Annotated in this window: 22 protein-coding genes and 1 riboswitch; of the genes, 13 read left to right on the top strand and 9 right to left on the bottom strand. The window is 64.1% G+C overall.

All coding sequences use genetic code 11. The annotated features are described in order from the left end of the window. Positions 1 to 204 precede the first annotated feature (204 nt). From LG047_RS00880 to LG047_RS00890, 3 genes are all read left to right on the top strand, one after another. Positions 205 to 726: a hypothetical protein gene (locus tag LG047_RS00880; protein ID WP_227964568.1), complete on the top strand. Its 522-nt coding sequence runs from the start codon at positions 205 to 207 to the stop codon at positions 724 to 726. 68 nt (positions 727 to 794) lie between these two features. Further along, positions 795 to 2,099 (top strand): dihydroorotase, encoded by a 1,305-nt coding sequence (gene pyrC / locus LG047_RS00885; protein ID WP_227964571.1) that lies wholly within the window; start codon positions 795 to 797, stop codon positions 2,097 to 2,099. A gap of 181 nt (positions 2,100 to 2,280) precedes the next feature. Beyond that, a complete protein-coding gene (locus LG047_RS00890) occupies positions 2,281 to 2,475 on the top strand; it encodes a hypothetical protein (protein ID WP_036281232.1) in 195 nt (64 codons plus the stop codon). Between the two features lie 26 nt (positions 2,476 to 2,501). On the opposite strand, the gene LG047_RS00895 is transcribed toward LG047_RS00890, so the two are convergent. Next, a complete protein-coding gene (locus LG047_RS00895; RefSeq protein ID WP_227964574.1) occupies positions 2,502 to 3,626 on the bottom strand; it encodes a DUF3611 family protein in 1,125 nt (374 codons plus the stop codon). A 204-nt stretch (positions 3,627 to 3,830) separates the two neighbouring features. Between LG047_RS00895 and LG047_RS00900 the strand changes: the two genes are divergently transcribed. Further along, a complete protein-coding gene (locus LG047_RS00900; RefSeq protein ID WP_227964577.1) occupies positions 3,831 to 4,178 on the top strand; it encodes a hypothetical protein in 348 nt (115 codons plus the stop codon). Between the two features lie 133 nt (positions 4,179 to 4,311). Next, positions 4,312 to 5,502 (top strand): elongation factor Tu, encoded by a 1,191-nt coding sequence (tuf, locus tag LG047_RS00905; protein ID WP_036281236.1) that lies wholly within the window; start codon positions 4,312 to 4,314, stop codon positions 5,500 to 5,502. Positions 5,503 to 5,556: 54 nt separating this feature from the next. On the opposite strand, the gene LG047_RS00910 is transcribed toward tuf, so the two are convergent. From LG047_RS00910 to LG047_RS00920, 3 genes are all read right to left on the bottom strand, one after another. After that, positions 5,557 to 5,835 (bottom strand): TonB-dependent receptor plug domain-containing protein, encoded by a 279-nt coding sequence (locus LG047_RS00910; RefSeq protein WP_227964579.1) that lies wholly within the window; start codon positions 5,833 to 5,835, stop codon positions 5,557 to 5,559. Between the two features lie 71 nt (positions 5,836 to 5,906). Further along, positions 5,907 to 6,803: a metallophosphoesterase gene (locus LG047_RS00915; RefSeq protein WP_036281240.1), complete on the bottom strand. Its 897-nt coding sequence runs from the start codon at positions 6,801 to 6,803 to the stop codon at positions 5,907 to 5,909. A 54-nt stretch (positions 6,804 to 6,857) separates the two neighbouring features. After that, on the bottom strand, positions 6,858 to 7,070 hold the full coding sequence (locus LG047_RS00920; RefSeq protein ID WP_036281242.1) for a hypothetical protein: 213 nt from the start codon (positions 7,068 to 7,070) through the stop codon (positions 6,858 to 6,860). Between the two features lie 223 nt (positions 7,071 to 7,293). Here LG047_RS00920 and LG047_RS00925 point away from each other — a divergent pair, with 223 nt between their 5' ends. The 6 genes from LG047_RS00925 (at position 7,294) to LG047_RS00950 (ending at position 12,945) form a co-directional block, all read left to right on the top strand. Then, positions 7,294 to 8,073 carry a DUF1499 domain-containing protein gene (locus tag LG047_RS00925; protein WP_227964582.1) on the top strand — a complete coding sequence of 260 codons (780 nt, stop codon included), beginning with the start codon at positions 7,294 to 7,296 and terminating at the stop codon, positions 8,071 to 8,073. A gap of 96 nt (positions 8,074 to 8,169) precedes the next feature. Beyond that, positions 8,170 to 9,171 carry a pyruvate dehydrogenase (acetyl-transferring) E1 component subunit alpha gene (gene pdhA / locus LG047_RS00930; RefSeq protein WP_227964584.1) on the top strand — a complete coding sequence of 334 codons (1,002 nt, stop codon included), beginning with the start codon at positions 8,170 to 8,172 and terminating at the stop codon, positions 9,169 to 9,171. Positions 9,172 to 9,183: 12 nt separating this feature from the next. Next, positions 9,184 to 10,578, top strand: a complete 1,395-nt coding sequence (locus tag LG047_RS00935) for a pyruvate dehydrogenase complex E1 component subunit beta (protein ID WP_227964585.1) — start codon at positions 9,184 to 9,186, stop codon at positions 10,576 to 10,578. A gap of 2 nt (positions 10,579 to 10,580) precedes the next feature. Continuing rightward, positions 10,581 to 11,534: a 2-oxo acid dehydrogenase subunit E2 gene (locus LG047_RS00940; RefSeq protein ID WP_370634958.1), complete on the top strand. Its 954-nt coding sequence runs from the start codon at positions 10,581 to 10,583 to the stop codon at positions 11,532 to 11,534. Next, the gene (locus LG047_RS00945) at positions 11,531 to 11,743 is read left to right on the top strand and encodes a GDCCVxC domain-containing (seleno)protein (RefSeq protein WP_084678907.1); all 213 of its coding nucleotides are present in this window, start codon (positions 11,531 to 11,533) and stop codon (positions 11,741 to 11,743) included. Before LG047_RS00940 ends, LG047_RS00945 begins: the two co-directional genes overlap by 4 nt. A 77-nt stretch (positions 11,744 to 11,820) precedes the next feature. Next, positions 11,821 to 12,945, top strand: a complete 1,125-nt coding sequence (locus LG047_RS00950) for an Mrp/NBP35 family ATP-binding protein (RefSeq protein WP_036281250.1) — start codon at positions 11,821 to 11,823, stop codon at positions 12,943 to 12,945. Positions 12,946 to 13,023: 78 nt separating this feature from the next. Here the strand turns inward: LG047_RS00950 and LG047_RS00955 are convergent, their stop codons facing one another. From LG047_RS00955 to LG047_RS00970, 4 genes are all read right to left on the bottom strand, one after another. Next, on the bottom strand, positions 13,024 to 14,364 hold the full coding sequence (locus LG047_RS00955) for an OmpP1/FadL family transporter (RefSeq protein WP_227964587.1): 1,341 nt from the start codon (positions 14,362 to 14,364) through the stop codon (positions 13,024 to 13,026). Positions 14,365 to 14,555: 191 nt separating this feature from the next. After that, positions 14,556 to 14,783, bottom strand: a complete 228-nt coding sequence (locus LG047_RS00960; RefSeq protein ID WP_036281254.1) for a sulfurtransferase TusA family protein — start codon at positions 14,781 to 14,783, stop codon at positions 14,556 to 14,558. A gap of 11 nt (positions 14,784 to 14,794) precedes the next feature. Beyond that, the gene (locus LG047_RS00965) at positions 14,795 to 15,298 is read right to left on the bottom strand and encodes a DsrE/DsrF/DrsH-like family protein (protein WP_227964589.1); all 504 of its coding nucleotides are present in this window, start codon (positions 15,296 to 15,298) and stop codon (positions 14,795 to 14,797) included. Between the two features lie 23 nt (positions 15,299 to 15,321). Beyond that, positions 15,322 to 17,808, bottom strand: a complete 2,487-nt coding sequence (locus tag LG047_RS00970) for a cation-translocating P-type ATPase (protein WP_227964592.1) — start codon at positions 17,806 to 17,808, stop codon at positions 15,322 to 15,324. A 232-nt stretch (positions 17,809 to 18,040) separates the two neighbouring features. After that, positions 18,041 to 18,134: riboswitch (TPP riboswitch) on the top strand. An 86-nt stretch (positions 18,135 to 18,220) separates the two neighbouring features. Here LG047_RS00970 and thiC point away from each other — a divergent pair. Together thiC and LG047_RS00980 are read left to right on the top strand one after the other, a co-directional pair. Further along, the gene (gene thiC / locus LG047_RS00975; RefSeq protein ID WP_227964594.1) at positions 18,221 to 20,047 is read left to right on the top strand and encodes a phosphomethylpyrimidine synthase ThiC; all 1,827 of its coding nucleotides are present in this window, start codon (positions 18,221 to 18,223) and stop codon (positions 20,045 to 20,047) included. A 269-nt stretch (positions 20,048 to 20,316) separates the two neighbouring features. Beyond that, entirely contained in the window at positions 20,317 to 20,544 is a 228-nt protein-coding gene (locus LG047_RS00980; RefSeq protein WP_144259479.1) for a hypothetical protein, read from the top strand. 89 nt (positions 20,545 to 20,633) lie between these two features. Here LG047_RS00980 and LG047_RS00985 read toward each other — a convergent pair whose 3' ends face one another. Then, positions 20,634 to 21,296: a carbonic anhydrase gene (locus LG047_RS00985; protein WP_227964596.1), complete on the bottom strand. Its 663-nt coding sequence runs from the start codon at positions 21,294 to 21,296 to the stop codon at positions 20,634 to 20,636. Positions 21,297 to 21,653: the final 357 nt, after the last annotated feature.

Below are 21,653 nucleotides of genomic sequence, written 5' to 3' on the forward strand. Positions count from 1 at the left end.
AGTTGCGGAGAATAGCAGTTCACCACTTCTTAACCATAATTGGGGTTAATGATTTCTTGTCTGCGCGTTTTTTCAGAGACTTCCGGGGAGCGGGCGCGTCGCATGAGACTTGGCTTCGACAGAGATTTCGATTCGGTCCTCCCAGCTCGCGAGATCGCGGCCGAAGCGTCGAGCGAATTTCTTCGAGCGCCAACTTACGAAGAAATGTGGGGGCGCCAGCCCCGATGGGCGAAACCGGAACCGGCGGCGACCAAGCACGACCGCTGGCCGGTTTTCGCCTCGATCATCGCCGTGGCGATTGGCGCCACGGCGCTGATCGGCATGCGCGAACGCATCGTCCGCCTCCTGCCGCAGACGGCGGCCGCCTATCGCGCCGTCGGGTTGCCGGTCAATCTCGCCGGGCTGGAGCTTCGCGACGTGCATTCGCGCATCGTGATGGACGGCATGCGCCGCGTGCTGACCATCGAGGGCGAGATCGTCAACATCCGCCGCGAGCAGAATCGCGTGCCGCCGGTGACGCTGGCTGTCCGGGGCGATAACGGCCTCGACCGATACGCATGGACCTCCCCGGCGCCGAAGTCACGCCTCGAGGCGGGCGAGAAGATCGCCTTCCGCGCACGGCTGGCGTCGCCGCCGGAGGACGGCTCGCAGGTGGTGGTGAGATTCGCGAAGCTCGACGAGGCGAAGGAGGCGGCGACGGCGTTCAAGGGAAGCGTCAGGAAGTAGCGCTGTCGCTCCCGCCGCGACGACGGCTCCACATTCCCAACCCGCCGAAAATGCCCTAAGCAGGCGCCATGTCGCTTCATCGCCGGTCCGCGCCGCTCCTCTTCGTCAACGCCCGCCTGATCGACCCCGCCTCGGGGGCCGAGACTCGCGGCGGCCTTCTTGCCCGGGATGGGCGGATTGCCGATCTCGGCCCGCATCTCACCCGCGACGCCGCGCCCGACGGCGCCCGCGTCGTCGACTGCGGGGGCGAGGTGATCGCGCCGGGCCTCATCGACATGCAGGCCTTTGTCGGCGAGCCGGGGGCGGAGCACCGCGAAACCATCGCCAGCGCCACAATGGCTGCGGCGGCCGGCGGCGTGACGACGCTCGTCGCCACCTCCGCCACCGATCCCGCCGTGGACGACCCCGCAGTCGTGGATTTCGTGCTGCGCCGCGCTCGCGACACGGGCCGCGTGCGGGTGCTTCCCATGGCGGCGCTCACCAAGGCGCGTGAGGGCAAGGAAATCGCGGAACTCGGCCTGCTGCAGCAGGCGGGCGCGGTCGCCTTTTACGATGGCGCGCGCTCGGTGAAGAACGCGCTAGTCATGCGTCGCGCGATGGCCTACGCCCGCGACTTCGATGCGCTGGTCGTGCATTTCGCGCAAGACGCCGATCTTGCCGGCGGCGTGATGAACGAGGGCGATTTCGCTCTTCGGCTTGGTCTTTCGGGCGTGCCGCGCGAGGCTGAAGCCATCATGCTCGACCGCGACCTGCGGCTCGCCGCGCTCACCGGCGCGCGCTATCACTCCGCGATCGTCACGACCACGCTGTCGCTCGACGCGCTTCGCGCAGCGAAGGACGCGGGGCTGAGCGTCACCTGCGGAACGTCTATCAATCATCTCACGCTCAACGAGAACGACATCGGCGATTATCGCAGCTTCCTGAAACTGCGCCCGCCGCTGCGTCACGAGGAAGAACGCAAGGCGCTGGTCGCCGCGCTCGCCGAGGGCCTCGTCGACGTCATCGTCTCGGACCATGATCCGCAGGACGTCGAGACGAAGCGCCTGCCATTCGCCGAGGCCGAATATGGCGCTATAGGCGTTGAGACAATGCTCGCCGCCGGCATGCGGCTGGTGCATTCCGGAGATGTGACGCTGCCGCGCCTGCTGGCGGCAATGTCGTCGCGCCCTGCGGAAATCCTCGGGCTGGAACAAGGGCGCCTGCAGAAAGGGGCGCCCGCAGATCTCATCCGCTTCGACCCCGACGCGCCCTTCGTCGTCGATCCCGCCAAACTTCACTCACGCTGCCGCAACACGCCCTTCGACGGCGCGCTGCTGCAAGGGGTGGTGAACATGACGGTCGTCGGCGGAGAGATTGTTCACAAGGCCGTTTGAGGCGAGCCTCGGATCCGCATTCTGGCGGCTCACCGTGACGCCGCATGGGGGATTGGCGAGAAACAAGCCGGATTCGTCGCCTTTCCGCGCTTGCCGCCCGGTCCGACGGCTGCATCTCTATGGGAAGTGTAATCTTTCGCGCCTGAGGCAAGGGCTCGGCGTCAATTCGAGGGCAGGCCGCATGCTGGTCATCCTCTACATTTGTTCGATTTCGATCGCGCGGGAGAACTGCAACGACGCGACTGCGCGCGCCGTGATCCGGCAGAGGGTCGAAAGCGTCATGTGCGGCGTCCCGAGCCAATATGCGGCGCTGCTTGCCGGCGAGACCGGCGTGAAGGAAGGCGAATATGCGCGCGTGCGGTGCGAGATGCGGTAGGCGCGTCCGCCTCGATCGCTAAAGCCTTACTTCCCCGCTTCCGTGGCGACAACGTATTGATGGCGAGATTTCAGCGCGCTGATCATCAGCCAGGCGGCGACGCCGAGGCCAACGAAATGAGCGAACAGCAGGCTGAAATTCACCAGCAGGACGAAGACGTCGAGCGCGCGGATGATCTTCACCGGATCGGTGATCGCTATGCCCGGCGGTTGCGACACCGTCTTGCCAATGAGAAGGGCGACGCTCAGTCCGACGCCCACAAAGGACGCGAGCGCGCCGAGGACATTGATGAAGCCGCCGCTGCCGACGAACCAGAAGGACATGCCTCTCTGGTGGGAGAGGTAATGTTCCGGCCGGTTCCTTATCCGCGCCGCCGTCTTCATGTAATAAAATGAAAAAATCGTCGTCAGCGCCAGAAGCCCAATGGCCGCCGTCGCCCAGTAGATCGCATCCCCGAAACCGGAGGCGTCGGGACTGACCGTATGTCCGACATATCCGAAGACAAGAAGCACGGCTGAAACGACGCCGAGCAATAGCTGCAACCAGAAGGCTGTGGCGCCGAAGAAGCCGAAGCTGTGCGACAGACCGTCCGCGATCATGGCGGCGATGGTCGTCGGAGCGGGAACCTCGACCGCCCGCGAGTCGGCAGGAGCCGCGGGGGCGAACCGGTCGAAGAGGGTGAAGGCGACATAGGCGATGATCAGGCCGGCCAGCGCATAGGCCGCGTAGCCATGAATGGTCTTCAGCAGATCCGCCAGCAACCGGTCGCCGCCATTCCAGTAGGGCAGCGGATAAGCCCAAAAGAAGATCTGTTCTCCGCGATAGGCCAGGGCGAGCGCTCCAGAAATCGCCAGCGCGAGGAATGCGACATAAATCAGCCGACGCAGCCAGAGCGCCACGGTCTGCCGTCCGCTACGAATCTCGAATGCGCCAGCGAGCAGGAGCGCCGCGCCGAGCAGAAACTGCGCAAGAAGCAGAATCGCCGCCGAGAGGCCGAGCGACACATGCAGGTCCGCAAGATAGACGCGGGTTTGGTCCTCGGCGGGGAGATTGTTCAGACTCCATCCGACGCCGAGGACGCCGACGCAAAGGACGAGAAAAATCCAGAAGAGCGCGATTGCCGCGATATTGCGCCTCGGATTGGAGTCCATTGGACAATCCCCTTTCAAAAAATCGCCTGACCGAATTCGAGGTCTCGCGCTGCTGCATTGCAAACTGTTGTAGACGATAGGGCGCAAGCGCGCCCGGCGCCAGCGGAGATGATCTCGACGATGACGGAATTGCCCCACGCGTCGAAGACGCTACATGCGTTGACAATCATCGGAATTTTCAATTGCATCAAGGGCGTTTGAGACATGAAAACCTTTGCCGTCGCAGTCGTCTGCGCCGCCGCGCTCGCTCTGGTTCCTGTCGCCATGGCCAAGGCTCCGGCAGGCGTCCCTCACAGCGGGTCCTATTCCGCAGCGCGCAAGATTTTGTTGAAGGGCGGCTGGAAGCCGGTTCATCAGCCGGACCCCGGCTTTAAATGCCCGCCGGGCGACGAACGCTGCGAAGGGCGTCCGGAGACAGTGGATTGCGCGGGCACGGTTCTGGGAAATTGCATCTTCCGCTGGAAGCGGAAGGGGGTCGTCGTCGATGTGATGACCGCAGGCGAAACTGATCCACAAATCAATGGCGTGCGCTGCAAGAAGGGATGCAGGTAGCCTCTTTCCGCGCATTGCCCGCCAGGCGGGTTTCCCTGAAAGTGGGCGATGCCCCTTGCGGATTCTCTCCATCCGCCTTAAAGGCTCGCCGCGCTGAAGCGTCTGAGACTTCGCGTCTAACCGGAACGGGACCATGGCCAAGGAAAAATTCTCGCGCACGAAGCCGCACTGCAACATCGGGACGATTGGACACGTCGACCATGGCAAGACGTCGTTGACGGCGGCGATCACGAAGGTTCTTGCGGAGACGGGCGGCGCGACATTTACGGCCTACGACCAGATCGACAAGGCTCCGGAAGAGAAGGCTCGCGGCATCACGATTTCGACGGCGCATGTCGAATATGAGACGCAGAACCGCCATTACGCGCACGTCGACTGCCCCGGCCACGCCGACTATGTGAAGAACATGATCACCGGCGCGGCGCAGATGGACGGCGCAATTCTTGTGGTTTCGGCGGCCGACGGCCCGATGCCGCAGACGCGCGAGCACATCCTTCTGGCCCGCCAGGTGGGCGTGCCGGCATTGGTGGTGTTCCTGAACAAGGTCGACATGGTCGACGATCCGGAGCTTCTGGAGCTCGTCGAGCTCGAGGTCCGCGAGCTTCTGTCGAAGTATGACTTCCCCGGCGACGACATTCCGATCGTGAAGGGCTCGGCGCTGTGCGCTCTGGAGTCGAAGAACCCGGAGATCGGCCATGACGCGATCCTGAAGCTGATGCAGGAAGTCGACCGCTACATTCCGCAGCCGGAGCGTCCGAAGGATCAGCCGTTCCTGATGCCGGTCGAGGACGTGTTCTCGATATCGGGCCGCGGCACGGTTGTGACGGGCCGCATCGAGCGCGGCGTGATCAAGGTCGGCGAGGAAGTGGAGATCGTCGGCATCCGTCCGACGGTGAAGTCGACGGTCACGGGCGTGGAGATGTTCCGCAAGCTGCTCGACCAGGGCGAGGCTGGCGACAACGTGGGCTGCCTGCTGCGCGGCACGAAGCGCGAGGACGTGGAGCGCGGCCAGGTGCTGTGCAAGCCGGGTTCGGTCAAGCCGCATACGAAGTTCAAGGCCGAGGCCTACATCCTGACGAAGGAAGAGGGCGGCCGTCATACGCCGTTCTTCACGAACTATCGTCCGCAGTTCTACTTCCGCACGACGGACGTGACGGGCATCGTGACGCTTCCCGAGGGCGTCGAGATGGTCATGCCGGGCGACAATGTGACGATGGAAGTCGCGCTGATCGTTCCGATCGCGATGGAAGAGAAGCTGCGCTTCGCCATCCGCGAAGGCGGCCGCACCGTCGGCGCCGGCGTCGTGGCCAGCATCATCGAGTGATCGGCTCCCACACATGCAATCTGGAAAAAGCGCGGTTCGCCGCGCTTTTTTTCTTCACCAGCAACCCGAGACGGTTACCCCCGGCGCGTAACGCAGCGCATCGCAGATATTTCGGGCGTTGATGTCGTCCATCATCTTGCGCGTGATGACAGTCGCCGAGCCGGGATAATCCATGATGGGAGTTCTGGTCCCGCCCGGCCCGGTGAGATAGTTCGAGAAATAGCCGTCATCCGCCGGACCGGCGGGCGCAATCCGCCCCGTCTGCGCCTGACCGCGATAGAGGCGCTTCTGGCTCGCGAAAGCTTCTTCGTCGATCGCGAGGGAAGCGCTCATCAGGGCGCATATCATCACTATTCCGCGCATGGCCGTCGTCCTCTCACGCGCTCCATATAGGGCGTCGAGCCTCAGGCCGCCTCCACCGTCACTTCCACGATTTCCGGTGGGCGCATGAAGCGCACGGGCAGGATCGACTCGCCAAGCCCGCCCGAGATCACCAGATGGCGGTCGTCCTCGATGAAATGCCCGTAGATGTTCTTGGTGCGCCAGCGCAGTTCGGCGACGATCGGCCCCGCGAAGGGCAGGTTGACCTGCCCGCCATGCGTATGGCCGCAGAGCGTCAGCGCCACACGCTTCGGCGTGCGGGAGAAAATGAAGGGTTCATGCGCCAGCATGATCGCGGGCGCGTCGTCCGTAAGCAGGCCGAGCGTCGCGTCGAGATTGTCGTGGCCTTTCCAGCCGATCTTCCCGCCCAGATAAAACGCCATCTGGTCGCCGAGGCCGAGCAACCAGAACGGTTGACCATCCTTTGTGAGGCGCAGCGCATCGTTCTCGTAGACGCGCGCGCCCATCTGCTTCAGCGCGCGACGAACGCTTTCGGCTTCGTCGGGTCGATCGCTCGGCAATGGCCCATGCCACCAGTCGTGATTGCCGAGCACGGCATGGACGCCCAGCGGCGCCTTCAGTTCGGAGAGCGCTTCGCCCCATTGCTGGGGCGTGACGGGTCCCGTCGTCAAATGCGTGCCGGCGGCGAAATCGCCGAGCAGCGCGACAAGGTCTGGCGAAAGCGCGTTGGCGACCCGTGCGATCTCGCGAATGCGCGAGACGGGCATCCATGGCTCGCAGGCGTGGAGGTCGGTGATGACCGCGATGCGCAGCCGCAGCCCATGCGGCCAACCCTTGGGCGTGACGCGGTAGCGCGTCACGTCGAGCATGAAGCCCGGTTCGATGAGGACCGAGTAGGCTCCCAACCCGGCGAGCGCAAGCCCGCCCGGCCAGCGCAGGAAATCGCGTCGGCTGATCATGTCCCATCCCTGGCCGGCGCGGCCTGTGCCGTGCGCGGGGCAGGAGGCGTTCTATCAGGCGGCGAGATGATCGCCCAGCAGAACCGGCGGAACGCGGCGATCGTCGAGGCTTACCGGCTCTTCAACCGGCTTTTGAGGAAATTGCGAGACTTCGAGCGCGGCCGCGACGGCGGAGATGCCGATTTCGCGATAGAGGCGCGCGAGGAGATCGTGGGGGTGGCCACCCGACGGGGACTGGTCGAACTCTACTGAAAACTGGTCGGTCATGGCGGCCTCTGTTACTCGTGACGGATAACGCGGAGCGAATGTTTCAGGCGAATTTGTCCTTATCGCGTTAATGATGTGCTAATCGCGCCAAATGCGTTACCGCTTTGTTCTCCCGATTTTTGGCGGCCGCGCTCCGGCGTTGCAATTCCTCCCGCATTTGCGAAAAATGCGGGCCGGCGTCGCGCAAAAGCGCGGCGCTCGAGCTTCCCGAGGCTTTTGACGAATGCGCCGACAACTACCGCAGGAGCCATGGTCGCAGGCCGCGCTGTGGAGCCGCAGCGTCGCCATTTTCGCGGCGACGGTGGCGGTTATGTCGATCATACTCGCGCGCCTGCACGTCATCGAGCCGCCCTCGGCGCTCGCGGCGCTTGGGTCGGCGATGGCGCTGGCGCTCATCTCGCTGCTGCTGTTCTGCGCGGCCTGCTACGTCATCTGGCGAACCGGGCGCCGAGGGGTCGGGGCCGCTGTCGGCGCGGCCTTCATCGCCTGCCTGACGCTCGCTTATCCCGCCTATCTCGCCGTCGAGGCGATGCGTCTGCCGGTGCTGTCGGATATTTCGACCGACATCGCCAATCCACCCTATTTCTCGCTTTCGAGCGCGGCCTATCAGGCGCGGAAGGGCTTTCAGCCGCCGGGCTTGCCGGCGAAGGCGCGCGAGGCCCAGCGCTCCGCCTATCCTGACGTCGAGCCGATCGTCGTGGATCTCGACGCAGACGAGGCGTTCGCGCTGGTGCAAAAGACCGCCAAGGCGGTCGGCTGGAAACCCATCGACCAGCGCGCTGCGGGCGGCCGGACCGGCGAAGGGCATCTTGATTTTCTCGACCGAACGCTCGTCCTCGGATTCGACGAGGATATTACGGTGCGCCTGAAGCCCCTGCCGGGAGGGCAGACGCGCATCGACCTGCGCTCCGCCTCCCGCTATGGCCGACATGATTTCGGCGCGAACGCGCGGCGGATTACCGCCTTCGCAGAAGAATTGCAGTCGCAGCTCGACAGCCGCTGAGCATTAAAGATTGGCGGGCGCACTCGTGTTCAATGCGGAACTTTGGTATTGTCGCGGCCGATCTCGAAGCGACGGACGGGAGGCCTGAAACAGCCGATGGCGAACGATAGCAACGGCGCTAGCGCACCCCAGCCAATACCGGATTTCACGCGCGACGAGGAGCTCGCGGCGTTTCGTGAAATGCTGCTCATCCGCCGATTCGAGGAGAAAGCCGGCCAGCTTTACGGCATGGGCGTCATCGCAGGCTTCTGCCATTTGTACATCGGGCAGGAGGCGGTCGTCGTCGGCGTGAAGATGGCTGCGCGCGAGGGCGACCAGTTCACCACGAGCTATCGCGACCACGGACACATGCTTGCGAGCGGCATGGACCCCAAGGGCGTCATGGCGGAGCTCGCCGGCAAACGCGGCGGCTACTCGAAGGGCAAGGGCGGCTCCATGCACATGTTCTCGCTGGAGAAGAATTTCTTCGGCGGGCACGGCATCGTCGGCGCGCCCGCGCCGATTGGCGCGGGGATCGCCTTCGCCAACGCCTATCGCGGAGAAGACAGGGTTTCGTTGACATTCTTTGGAGAGGGCGCCGCCAATCAGGGGCAGGTTTACGAAACCTTCAATATGGCGGCGCTGTGGAAGCTTCCCGTTCTCTTCATCGTCGAAAACAATCGCTACGCCATGGGCACCTCGATCGCCCGCGCTTCCGCGCAGAAGGACTTTTCGAGGCGCGGCGCCGCCTTCGCAATTCCCGGAAAGCAGATCGACGGCATGGACGTGCGCGTCGTGCGAGCGGCGGCCGCGGAAGCGCTCGACTGGTGCCGTAAGGGCAACGGCCCCTATCTTTTGGAGGTGCAGACATACCGCTATCGCGGCCACTCCATGTCGGACCCGGCGAAATATCGCTCCAAGGAAGAAGTCCAGAAAATGCGCGAGGAGCACGATCCGATCGAGCAGGTGCGCATCCGCCTCCTGGCCGACGGCGTGAGCGAGGACGAATTGAAGAAGATCGACGCCGCGGTTCGCAAGATCGTCGCAGAGGCGGCTGATTTTGCGGTGAGCGAAAAAGAGCCAGATCCCGGTGAACTCTGGACCGATGTGGTGGCGTGAGGAAGTGATCGGATGACTGTCAACGTGCTCATGCCCGCCCTCTCGCCCACGATGGAGCAGGGCAAGCTCGCGAAATGGCTGAAGAGCGAGGGCGACGAGGTTAAAGCCGGCGACGTTATCGCCGAGATCGAGACCGACAAGGCGACAATGGAGGTCGAGGCGGTCGATGAAGGCGTGCTCGCGCGCATCCTCGTGCCGGGCGGGACGGAGAACGTCGCCGTCAACACGCCGATCGCGGTGATCGCGGGCGAGGGCGAGGACGCGTCGACCATCGAAATGCCCGCGCCGCCGCCATTCGGCGAGGAGGACAAGGCGCAGCGCAAGGAGGAAGCCGAGGCCGCCGCGCCGCCGAAGCCGGCGCAGACCACGATCGCGCCCTCGCCGAAAGTGAGCGGCGAGCCGGAGGTTCCCGCGGGCACGACGATGATCGCCATGACGATGCGCGAAGCTCTGCGCGACGCCATGGCGGAAGAGATGCGCCGGGATCCCAATGTGTTCGTTATGGGCGAGGAGGTTGCCGAATATCAGGGCGCCTACAAGGTCACCCAAGGCCTCTTGCAGGAGTTCGGCCCCAGGCGCGTCGTAGATACGCCGATCACCGAATATGGCTTCGCCGGCATCGGCGTCGGCGCCGCATTCGCTGGGCTGCGGCCGATCGTCGAATTCATGACCTTCAATTTCTCGATGCAGGCCATCGATCACATCGTCAATTCGGCGGCCAAGACTCTCTATATGTCGGGCGGGCAAATACGCTCCCCGATCGTGTTTCGCGGCCCAAATGGCGCAGCGGCGCGAGTTGGAGCGCAGCACAGTCAGGACTATTCGGCCTGGTATTCGCAAGTGCCGGGGCTGATCGTCATCGCGCCGTCCAACGCCAGCGACGCCAAGGGCCTGCTGAAGGCTGCGATCCGCAGCGACAATCCCGTCGTGTTCCTCGAGAACGAGATTTTATACGGCAAGTCTTTCGACGTGCCCGCGATCGAGGACTTCGTCCTGCCGATCGGCAAGGCCCGCGTCGCGCGCGCGGGCAAGGACGTGACCCTCGTCTCTTTCTCGATCGGCATGACCTATGCGCTCGCCGCCGCCGATGAACTCGCCAAGGATGGGATCGAGGCGGAGGTCATCGACCTGCGGACGTTGCGCCCGATGGACAGCGCGACAGTCATAGAATCCGTGAAGAAGACCGGGCGCTGCGTTGCGATCGAGGAGGGATGGGCGCAGTGCGGCGTCTCGGCGGAGATCGCCATGCGGGTGCAGCAGGAGGCGTTCGATTATCTCGACGCGCCGGTCATGCGCGTCACCGGAAAAGACGTGCCCATGCCTTACGCCGCCAATCTCGAAAAGCTTGCGCTGCCCAGCGTGGCGGAAGTAATCGCGGCGGCGAAGGCGGTTCTTTACAGGACATGACGATGGCGCTCGTAACACCCGACAGCGGCGCGCCGCGCATCTTCGCGTCGCCCCTGGCGCGCCGTCTGGCGAAGGAGGCGGGGCTCGATATTGCGGGGCTACAAGGCTCCGGTCCGCACGGCCGCATCATCGAGCGTGACGTGAAGGACGCGATTGCCGGCGGCGGCGCCCGAAAGGCTCCGTCAACCACTCCGGCGGCTCCGCTCGCCGCGCCGCCCTCCGCCGGGACGACGCGCAAATTTTACGAGATCGACTCCTACGAGGAAATTCCGCACGACTCGATGCGCAAGGCCATCGCGCGGCGGCTGACGGAGTCGATCCAGACCGTTCCGCATTTCTATCTCGAGGTCGATTGCGAGATCGACGCGCTGCTGCGGTTGCGCGAGGAGTTCAACGCCGCCGCGCCCAAGGGCGCCGATGGCGCGCCGGAATGGAAGACGTCCATCAACGATTACGTGATCAAGGCGCTGGCGCTGGCGCTGCAGCGCTTGCCTGAGGCCAACGTCACCTTCACGCCCGACTCGATGCTCGAGCACAAAGCCTCCGACATCGGTGTTGCGGTAGCGATCCCGGGCGGGCTGATTACGCCCATCGTGCGCAATGCTCAGGCGAAGACGGTGCGCGAGATTTCCGAAGAGGTGAACGAACTCGCCGCGCGCGCGAGAGACCGCAAGCTCAAGCCGCATGAGTATGAGGGCGGGGTCTCGGCGGTCTCCAATCTTGGCATGTACGGCATTCGCAACTTTTCCGCCGTGATCAACCCGCCGCAATCGACGATCCTCGCGGTAGGGAAGGGCGAGCAGCGCATGGTCGTTCGCGACGGCGCGGCGGCGGTCGCAAATATCATGAGCGTGACGCTGTCCTGTGACCATCGCGCCATCGACGGCGCGCTCGGGGCCGAGCTGCTGGCGGAGTTCAAGCGGCTGATCGAACATCCGATGGCGTTGTTCGCGTGAAGCTGCAGTCCACGCTTACCTGCCCCCACTGCGGCGCCTCGGAAATCCTGACCATGCCGCAGGACGCCTGCGTCGTCGTGCATGAGTGCCCGTCCTGCCGCGCGCGGCTCACCCCGAAGACGGGCGACTGCTGCGTGTTCTGTTCATACGGCGACGTTCCGTGTCCGCCGGTGCAGACGGAAGGGCGCTGCTGTTCGGCGTCCAAATAGCCGTTTCCCATGGACGCGGGACGCGAATAGCGGCATATCCTTGTCTAGAATAACTCTAAATTGACAAGGAGCGACCGGTGGCGACTGAAGCGGACATCCTCAAAGCTCTTGAAAATCTTTACGGGCCCGGCGGCGCGCCGCTCGCGGGCGCGGTTAGCGGGATCACCTTGTCGGGCGCAAAAGCCTTTGTCTCGCTGGCCGGCGACCCGGCGCAGGGCGCGGCCTGGGAGGCTGCGCGCAAGGCCGCCGAAACAGCGGTGAAGGCCATTGCGGGCGTCGAGGCGGCCGTCGTGACGCTCACGGCCGAACGCGCCCCGCGCGCCGCTGGCCACAGCCACGCCCATGACCACCACGGCCATTCTCACGGAGCGCCCGCCGCGCCGCCCCCGCGCAAGGGCCTTGCGCCGGCGCTGGAGAAGATCCGCTTCATCATCGCCGTCGCCTCGGGGAAGGGCGGGGTCGGCAAATCCACCACCTCCGCCAATCTGGCGCTCGGCCTCGCGGCGCAGGGCTGGCGCGTCGGCCTGCTCGACGCCGACATTTACGGCCCCTCCATGCCGCGCCTCTTCGGCCTTTCGCAAAAACCGGCGGTCGAGGGCGGAAAGCTCGTGCCGCTCGAAGCCTACGGGATCAAGATCATGTCGATGGGCCTGCTCGTCGACGAGAATGTGCCCATGGTCTGGCGCGGGCCAATGGTGACGCAGGCGCTGACGCAGATGCTCGGCGAGGTGAAGTGGGGCGAACTCGATGCGCTCGTCGTCGACATGCCGCCGGGCACCGGCGATGTGCAGTTGACGCTCGCCCAGCAGGTGCCGCTCGCCGGCGCGGTGATCGTCTCGACGCCGCAGGACCTGGCGCTGATCGACGCCCGCCGCGCCGTCGCCATGTTCCAGAAGGTCGAAGCCCCTGTCCTCGGCATCATCGAGAACATGAGCTATTTCCTGTGCCCGCATTGCGGCGGCCGGTCGGAGATTTTCGCGCATGGCGGCGCGCGTCACGACGCCGAAAAGATGGGCGTTCCCTTCCTCGGCGAGGCGCCGCTGGACATCAAGATTCGCGAGACTTCGGATTCCGGTCGCCCTGTGGTCGGCGCCGAGCCGAACAGCCCGCAGGCGGCGGTCTATCTCAATCTTGCGGCAAAGGTGAAAACGCTGCTCGAGACGCAAAAGCAGCGCGCGGCCCCCAATATCGTCGTCGGTTGAAAAAACGGGCGCGCCTCCAGTTGCTGAAGGCGCGCCCAGTCAGACGTCCACATCGGTCGTCGGGGAGCTGTCACAACGCTAGAAATGGGTGGGGATCAGCGAATGATCACCCGCATCCCATTTATAATTATAGCCTAATGTGAACTCCATACCCTGTACCCAGGGTGAAATTGTCGCACGCGGGTTCGGCGCGCCGAAGGGCAGACCCGGCTGCGCCGGAATCCATTCGATGCCGGTGAAGGAGTTCTTGAAGGCGTAGACGAAGGCGAAATCCACGGATGAATTCGGCGTGACGACATAATTCGCGCCGACGCTCGCATGATGGCGATTAATGATCGGCGACAGGGCGTTGACCGTCACGGAGCGCCAGCGCAGCGGATTGGTGCTGTAGTGATAGCCGGTGCGCAAGGTCAGCGCCGGAGAATAGCGCCACTCGACGCCGATGGCGCCGGAGTCTACGTCCGTCCAGTCGAAGCCCGGACCCGAGCCCGTGCCGAGCGAACGATAGAGCGTGGGATTCGTCGGGTTCCCGAGCGCCGGCACGGCCGAGTAGAAAATATGCCGCCAGTCCATCATGACCGTGAGGTTCGGCAGGACGTCGTAGGCAAGGCCCGCCTGCATGTTGGCGGGAATGTCGAAGCGTCCGGCGTCCGCGAAGAGGCCGGCGTATTTGTCGAAGCGCGACATCCACATCGGCGTCGAGCCGGAGAAGCCGACGCGGAATTTGTCGGTGATGCTCCACAGAAGACCCGCATGCACGCCGCCGCCCCATGACCAGTCGAAGGCCATGTCCGACATTTCCCAGGGGTTGGAGGAAAGGGGCGACAACATTTTGAGGCCCTGCACATTGATCATCTGCACGGCGATGGTCGGCGCGAAGCCGATGGAGATCGCGCCGAGGGGCGTGGCGAAGCGTCGAGCGTAGCCGACGCTCATGAAGCCCTGATGCAGATCGACGCCCGCGAAGCCGCCGCCGAGCGGACCGCCGAAGGGTGCACGGTAATGACCCCAGTCATAGGCGGTGTTGATGCCGCCATTGGCGTAGCTGACGATGCTCCATGCGGAATTGGCGTCGATCGGCTGGACGTAGCCGCTGTTCGGCACCGGGAACCAGGGGCGGCCGCTCTGCACTTCGCCGGGCGCGAGCACGCGCGGCGTTCCGGTCGTCTTGTAGCCGCGATCGGCGACGATGCCGGTCAGGCCGAGCTGGAACTGGCGCTCCAGACCGACGATGCTCGCTGGGTTAGTCGACAGCGCCATGGCGTCACGCTGATCGGCGGCACCGGCGCCGCCCAGCGCTTTTGCGCGTGGTCCATAGCCGATCAGGAAATAACCGTCGGCCGCATGGGCCGCCGAGACGGCTCCGAAGACGATCGCGGACACGGCGAATGCGAATCGGCGCAAATAATATTTGGTCATCTGGAGCGGCCCGGTCTGGTCTCGAAAATCGCGTCGCAGCGTTGAAACGCTTTTGCGATATTCGAAAAATTAACAGACTTGCCTTGTCGCAGGCAGGCTAAGGCAGCGCTCAAGATAAAAATTCGGATGGTCGTTACGTTATTGCAACAGTCGTTATGTGGGCGACTGAGGCAATCATCGGCTTTTACACGCTACGCGGTACGTCGGATAACATACCGGTAATGCTCGGCTTCCCGCTCCGATGTCACGAGTTCGTTCCCGGTCTGGCGGGCGAAGGCGGCGAAATCCGCGACCGAGCCGGGGTCGGTCGTCAGGACTTCGAGCGCGCCGCCGACAGGCACTTCGGCCAGCGCCTTCTTGGCGCGAAGGATCGGGAGCGGGCAGTTCAGCCCGCGCGCGTCGACAGTTTTATCAGCCATGATTCGTCCGTTCAGATGAAAAGGTTCACGTCGGCCTTGACCGCCTGTTCGAGATAGGTCGCGGCTCCGCCGAAGGAGACGCCGTCGATCATGTCCTCCTTTTTGAACTCGAAGAGGTCCATGGTCATCTGGCACGCGACGAGCTTCACGCCGCTTTCGAGCGCGACGTCGCGCAGTTCCTCAATGCTCGCCACGCCCTTCTTCTCGATCATGTTCTTCATCATCGCCGTCGCGCCCGCGGTGACGCCGGGCAGGGCGGCGACGAGATTGGGCATGCCGAGATGCATGCCGGCCATCGGCATTTTCATCGCCGGATTTCCGAGCGGAGAAACCTCGAGGTCGAGCTTCTTCTTCAAGAGCCCGAGGCCGTAGAAGGTGAAGAACAGCGTCGCGTCGATGTCCATCGCAGCGGCGGTCGTCGCCAGAATGAAAGGCGGATAGGCCCAGTCGAGCGTGCCCTTCGACACGATGATCGCCATGGACTTGCGGTTAACAACGCCGGAAGCGTCGGTCATGAAGGCTCCTACGATGCGCGCGCTCAGAAGTCGATAAGGCGGCGCCACATCCCATACCAGCCGCCCGCGCTCACGGCGAGCAGCGCTGCAAACGCCAGTCTGATGCCGTCTGGCGGCTCAAAGCGCAAGAGCCCCGCCAGCGGCGGAAAGAAAAGCCCCGCTGCGAGGATGGACAGAGCGGCTGCCGCGACCACCCAGAAAATAATGTTCTCGCGGGCGAAGGGCGATACGCCCTTTGGCAAGGCGTTCGAAAGCGCAAGCGTGAGATTGCCGACAATGAGCGTCGCAAAGGCGAGGCCGCGCGCCTCGGGCTCGGGCACGCCGAAGCCATTGTCGATGACGTAGACGCTCATCACGGCCAGGAACACGATGAAGCCCTGTACAGCGCCTAGAGTCAGGTCGCGCGTTCCGAAGAGGGGCTCGTTGCGCGGGCGCGGAGGCCTCAGCATGGCGTCGGTTTCGCCGGGCTCGGCCTCGAAGACGAGCGAGCAGGTGGGATCGATGATCAGTTCCATCAGCACCACATGCGGCGGCAGCAGGAGCGGCGGCAGTCCCATCAGGATTGGCGCCAGCGCGAGACCGGCTATCGGCACATGGATTGCGGTGACGTAGGTGAGCGCCTTGCGCAGATTGGTGAATATGCGGCGTCCGAGCTGAACGCCCGCGACGATGGAAGCGAATCTGTCGTCGAGCAGCACAATATGCGCCGCCTCGCGCGCGACGTCCGAGCCGCGCTGGCCCATGGCGATGCCGATATGCGCGGCGGCGAGCGCCGGACCGTCGTTTACGCCGTCGCCTGTCATCGCGACGATATGGCCGTCATCCTTGAACGCCTCGACCAGCGCGAGCTTGCTCGTCGGCGTCACGCGCGCGAAGACGCGAATGTCGCGGATCTTGTCGGGCAGTTGCTCGGCCGGCGTGTCGACGATGTCGGCGCCGGTGAGAAAGCCGGCTTGCGCGTCGATTCCCGCCTCACGGGCGATGGCGAGAGCGGTCGCGGGATAGTCTCCGGTGATCATCGCCACGGCCACGCCTGCGCGCCGCGCTGCGGCGACGGCGTGAGGAACATCGTCGCGAACGGGGTCTTCGAAGGCCAGAAGGCCGAGAACGGCGAAGCTTGCCTCTTCTAGGCGGTCCTCGGGCGCGGGTTGCGTTTGCGCGACCGCGAGGACCCGCAGGCCGCGTCTCGCCATCTCCTCGACGACGGTCTTGTAACGGGCGCGCTCGTCGTCCGTTGAATGAGACAGACGGAGGATCGCCTCCGGCGCTCCCTTCGCGGCCTTCGTCGCACCATCCTCGACCCGCCAGGACTGGATGAAGGCCAGAAGCTCCGGCCTGATCGGGAAGCTCTCGATCGGCGTTCCTGCGGTTGTTACGCCGAGTTTCGCCGCGAGCGCATGGACCGCGCGATCCATCGGATCGACCGGGTTCTGCGAGCACGCGCGCAGCGCCGCGCGCAACAAGCGATGTTCGTCCGCGGACGGAGCTTCCGGAACGGGATTTATTCCGTGGCCCGTGGAAAGGGCCGTGATGGTCATGCGGTTTTGCGTGAGCGTGCCGGTCTTGTCGACGCAGAGGATCGACGTCGATCCGAGCGTTTCCGTCACCGAGGAACGACGGACGAGCACGTTGCGGCCCGCGAGGCGAAAGGCGCCGAGCGCGAGGAATATCGCCAGCACCATCGGAAACTCTTCGGGAAGCAAACCGATCGCCAGCGTGATCCCGGCAATGGCCCCCTCGAACCAGTCGCCATGCACGAGTCCGTAGGCGACGATGACGATCCCACAGAAAATCAGCGCGAACACGCCGAGTTTCGCAACCAGTTCGCCGGTGCGGCGTTGCAGGGGGCTCGGCTCTCCCTGTATCGCCGCGAGCGAGGCGCCGAGTCCGCCAACCGCCGTGCGCGCTCCCGTGCGCGCGACTTCCGCGACGCCGGAGCCGCGCACGATCATCGAGCCGGCATAGAGAAAGGGCGTGTAATCGCCGCCGGGATCGGGAAACGCCAGCTCCGCGCCGTCGCCCGCGAGCGTCTTGGTGACGGGCGCCGACTCGCCCGTGAGGATCGACTCGTCGATGACGAGGGCGTCTCCCGAAAGGAGGACGCCGTCGGCCGGAAGCCGCTCGCCCTCGCCGACGAGAATGACGTCTCCCGGCACGAGGTCGCGCGCCGGGATCCGCCGTTGCTCGCCGTCGCGCAGACAATGCGCCATTGGCTCGGCGAGCCGCTGCAAAGCCTTCAGCGCGCGCTCGCTGCGCAACTCCTGCACGACGACCAGCGAAATCGACGCCGCCGCGCCGGCCACCATGAACAGGCCCTCGCCAAGGTCTCCGACGAAGAGATACAGCGCCGCCGCCGCCACGAGCAGCGCGAACATCGGCTCTTTCAGCGTGCGAAGCGCGATGGCGAAGAAACCGAGCGGCGGCGCCTCGGGCGGGGCGTTGGGTCCGAACTGCGCAAGGCGGCGAGCGGCTTCCCCGGAGGTGAGACCCTGGAAGTTTCGCGGCGTCATGCGGTATCCGGATTGGAGTGGATCATCCTAAATGTAAAGCAGCTTACCCCATCAGGGGAAAGCCCCGGGGTTTCATTCCGGACATTCAACATTTGCCGCTTTTTTCAGCCGCTGGACCTGCGCGCCCTCGTCGGGATCTCTTGCGACATCGAGCGCTTCCGCGCGTCGATGTTGTGAACTGCCCGACTTGGGCGGCGACCTTGCGACAAAAGGGCTAACACGCTACCTTCCTTCCAATGGCGAGGGGCGCCGCGTTCGCGGCTGAGAAGCACCCGTCGAACCTGATCCGGGTCATGCCGGCGGAGGGAATGCCAGTTTCAGGGCCGCTTCGGTCCTCTGGCCCGTATTCCGCGCTTCGTGCCCCGGCCCACACGTCCGCTCCCCTTTAAGGAGCGCGATGAAGGAGCGCGACATGAACATCCACGACAAACGCACGCCCGCGAGCGTCACCACCGGCCCGATCGGCAAGTCGCGCAAGATCTATTCCTCACCCCCGGGTCGCGACGACATTCGCGTTCCCTGTCGCGAAATCACGCTGGACCCGTCCGCGGGCGAGCCGCCGCTGCGCGTATATGACCCGTCGGGGCCATATACATGCGAGGCCTTTACGCCTGACCTCTCGGCGGGCCTTCCTTCGGCGCGCCCGTGGCTCGCAGCGCGCACGGGGCTCGAGACCTATCAGGGCCGCGCGATCAAGCCCGAGGACAATGGCTTCGCCGAGGGCGACCGTCTCGTGCCGCCGTGCCCGGCCGAGCGCACGCTCTATCGCGCCGCCGGATCGGCGCCCGTCACGCAACTCGAATTTGCCCGCGCCGGCGTCGTCACGGAAGAAATGATCTATGTCGCGCATCGCGAGAACCTCTGCCGCGAGCGCGCCTTCGACGCCGCAAAAGAGCGCATCGCCGACGGCGAGAGCTTCGGCGCCGCGATACCCGAATTCGTGACGCCCGAATTCGTGCGCGACGAGATCGCGCGCGGCCGCGCGATCATTCCGGCGAACATCAATCACCCGGAGCTGGAGCCGGTCATCATCGGCCGCAACTTCCTCGTGAAGGTGAACGCCAACATCGGCAATTCAGCCGTGACCTCATCCGTGGCGGAAGAAGTCGAGAAGATGGTCTGGGCGATCCGCTGGGGCGCCGACACGGTCATGGACCTCTCGACCGGCCGCAACATTCACAACATCCGCGACTGGATCATCCGAAACGCCTCCGTGCCAATCGGCACTGTTCCGATCTATCAGGCGCTCGAGAAGGTCGGCGGCGACGCGCTCAAGCTCGACTGGGAAGTGTTCAAGGACACGCTCGTCGAGCAGGCGGAGCAGGGGGTGGATTACTTCACCATCCACGCTGGCGTGCGTCTCGCCTATGTGCCGCTGACGGCCAATCGCGTCACGGGCATCGTCTCGCGCGGCGGCTCGATCATGGCGCGCTGGTGTCTCTCCAAGCACAAGGAGAGCTTCCTCTACGAGCGCTTCGACGAGATCTGCGACATCATGCGAAAGTATGACGTCTCCTTCTCGCTCGGCGACGGGCTTCGGCCCGGCTCCAACGCCGACGCCAATGACGCGGCGCAATTTGCGGAATTGGAGACGCTGGGCGAATTGACGAAGATCGCCTGGGACAAGGGCTGCCAGGTCATGATCGAGGGCCCCGGCCATGTGCCGATGCACAAGATCAAGGCCAATATGGACAAGCAGCTCGCGGCCTGCGGCGAGGCGCCTTTCTACACGCTCGGCCCGCTCGTCACCGACATCGCGCCGGGCTACGATCACATTACGTCAGGCATTGGCGCGGCGATGATCGGCTGGTTCGGCACGGCGATGCTCTGCTATGTCACGCCGAAGGAGCACCTCGGCCTGCCTGACCGCGACGACGTGAAGACGGGCGTCATCACCTATCGCATCGCCGCCCACGCCGCCGATCTCGCCAAGGGTCACCCGGCCGCGCGTGAGCGCGACGACGCGATGAGCCGCGCGCGCTTCGATTTCCGCTGGAACGATCAGTTCGACATCGGCCTCGATCCCGACACGGCGCGGGAATATCACGACGAGACCATGCCCAAAGAGGCGCACAAGGTCGCGCATTTCTGCTCGATGTGCGGGCCGAAGTTCTGCTCCATGCAGATCACGCGCGACCTGCGGGAGGAGGCCGCCGCCATCGCTGAACGTGAGAAGGGGATGGCCGAAAAGAGCGCGGAGTTTCTCGAGAAGGGCGCGAAGATTTACGTGGAGGGCTGAACTCTCCAAAGCGAGCCTCGGAAGGCCTCCAGCCGGTCGCGGAAATGCGACCGGCTTTTTTCGTCCGACAGGGGCCAGGCGCCGAAGCCGACGTTTCCGGCAGCTCCAGCGTCGCTTTGTTCGAGTCACTTTGGCGAGGAACGGCCCCCTTTTGACCACAAACAGTCTATTCGGACCCCATCCACAGGACCAATTTGACTCTCGTAGTTTTCGTCGCTCCGCCCTTTGAAATCCGCCCGTGGAGCGCGCGTCCCGAAGGAGGATCCAATATGTCCAGCAGCGACTCGAACATGGACAAGCCCGGCATGCCGAAGGACAAATACACCGGCATGCGTTCCTTTGATTTCGCCATGACGCCGAACGTCTACATCTGCGGCGCGGCAGGAGCGGTCCTGGGTCTTATCCTCGCCATGTGGGGCACGAACGACGTCGGCATCGTCACGGCGACAGTCATCGTCTTCGCCATTCTTTCCGGCATCTTCGGAATGTTCGTCTGAGCTTCGGACCTCTCTCCCGAGGTTCAGTCACGCGCCCGGCTTCGGCCGGGCGTTTCTGTTCGGCGGTTGCGCCTCGACGCCGTTCGGCGTCAGCCCGCCGGGACGGGCGTCTTGCGCACACGCTTCTGCTTGAAGATTACGTCGATGTCGCTGCCCGGCGGCAATGTGATGAGCGGCTGAAGGATGCCGTCGCTGATGCTGTAGACCCAACCGTGGATCGTCGGGCTTCTGTCCTTTTCCCAGGCGTCCTGCACGATCGACAGATGAGACAGGTTGTAGACCTGATGGATAACATTCAGTTCCACGAGACGCTCAAGTTGCTCCTTCCTGGTCGGCAGCGCGTCGATTTCTTCACGGTGTAGCTTGTATAGATCCTTGATGTGCATCAGCCATTTGTTGGCGAGCAAAAGTTCCGGGTCCTGAGGCGACATCGCGGCTTTGACGCCCCCGCAATTGTAATGGCCGCACACGATCACGTCCCGCACTTTCAGCACCTGGACCGCATATTGAATCACGCTCAGACAATTGAAGTCCGTTGCGATGATCTGATTGGCGATGTTGCGCTGGACGAAGATTTCACCGGGCCTGAGGTTCATGATCGTGACCGCGGACACGCGGCTGTCCGAACAGCCGATCCAGAGAAACTCGGGGCTCTGGTTCTGCGCCATTTCCTTGAAGTAGTTCGGGTCTCGCTGCTTTGTTTCCGCCGCCCAAACCTTGTTCTCGAGTAGAAGTCTTTCTATCGATTGCATCGCTGTCCGCCGCTTGTTTCATTCCTCGCAGCAATTCGCCGGAAAGACCCGGATTTCGCTATCGGACGACTAAAGCCGCCAGAAACAAAAGAGCAAAGCTCCAGAAATATTTTTTGTCATGGGACCAAGACTCACGAATGTCTCGCGCCTCCCAATGGCGCCACTCTATCCCCGCAGCGGGGCGAAATCCCCGCTCTCGGCGAGTTCACATTGGATTTAGCGATATTTGTTAGTGTGGAGCTATGAAATTACGATATTGATGCTTAATTGGAGACACATTCGGGAAAGAATCCGGAAACATCCCGGAAGGGCTCCGAATACGCGCCGCGGGGCGGGCTATCGCGTCAACGGGCGAGA

The organism is Methylocystis sp. WRRC1, from assembly GCF_020733155.1.
Classification (GTDB): Bacteria; Pseudomonadota; Alphaproteobacteria; order Rhizobiales; family Beijerinckiaceae; genus Methylocystis.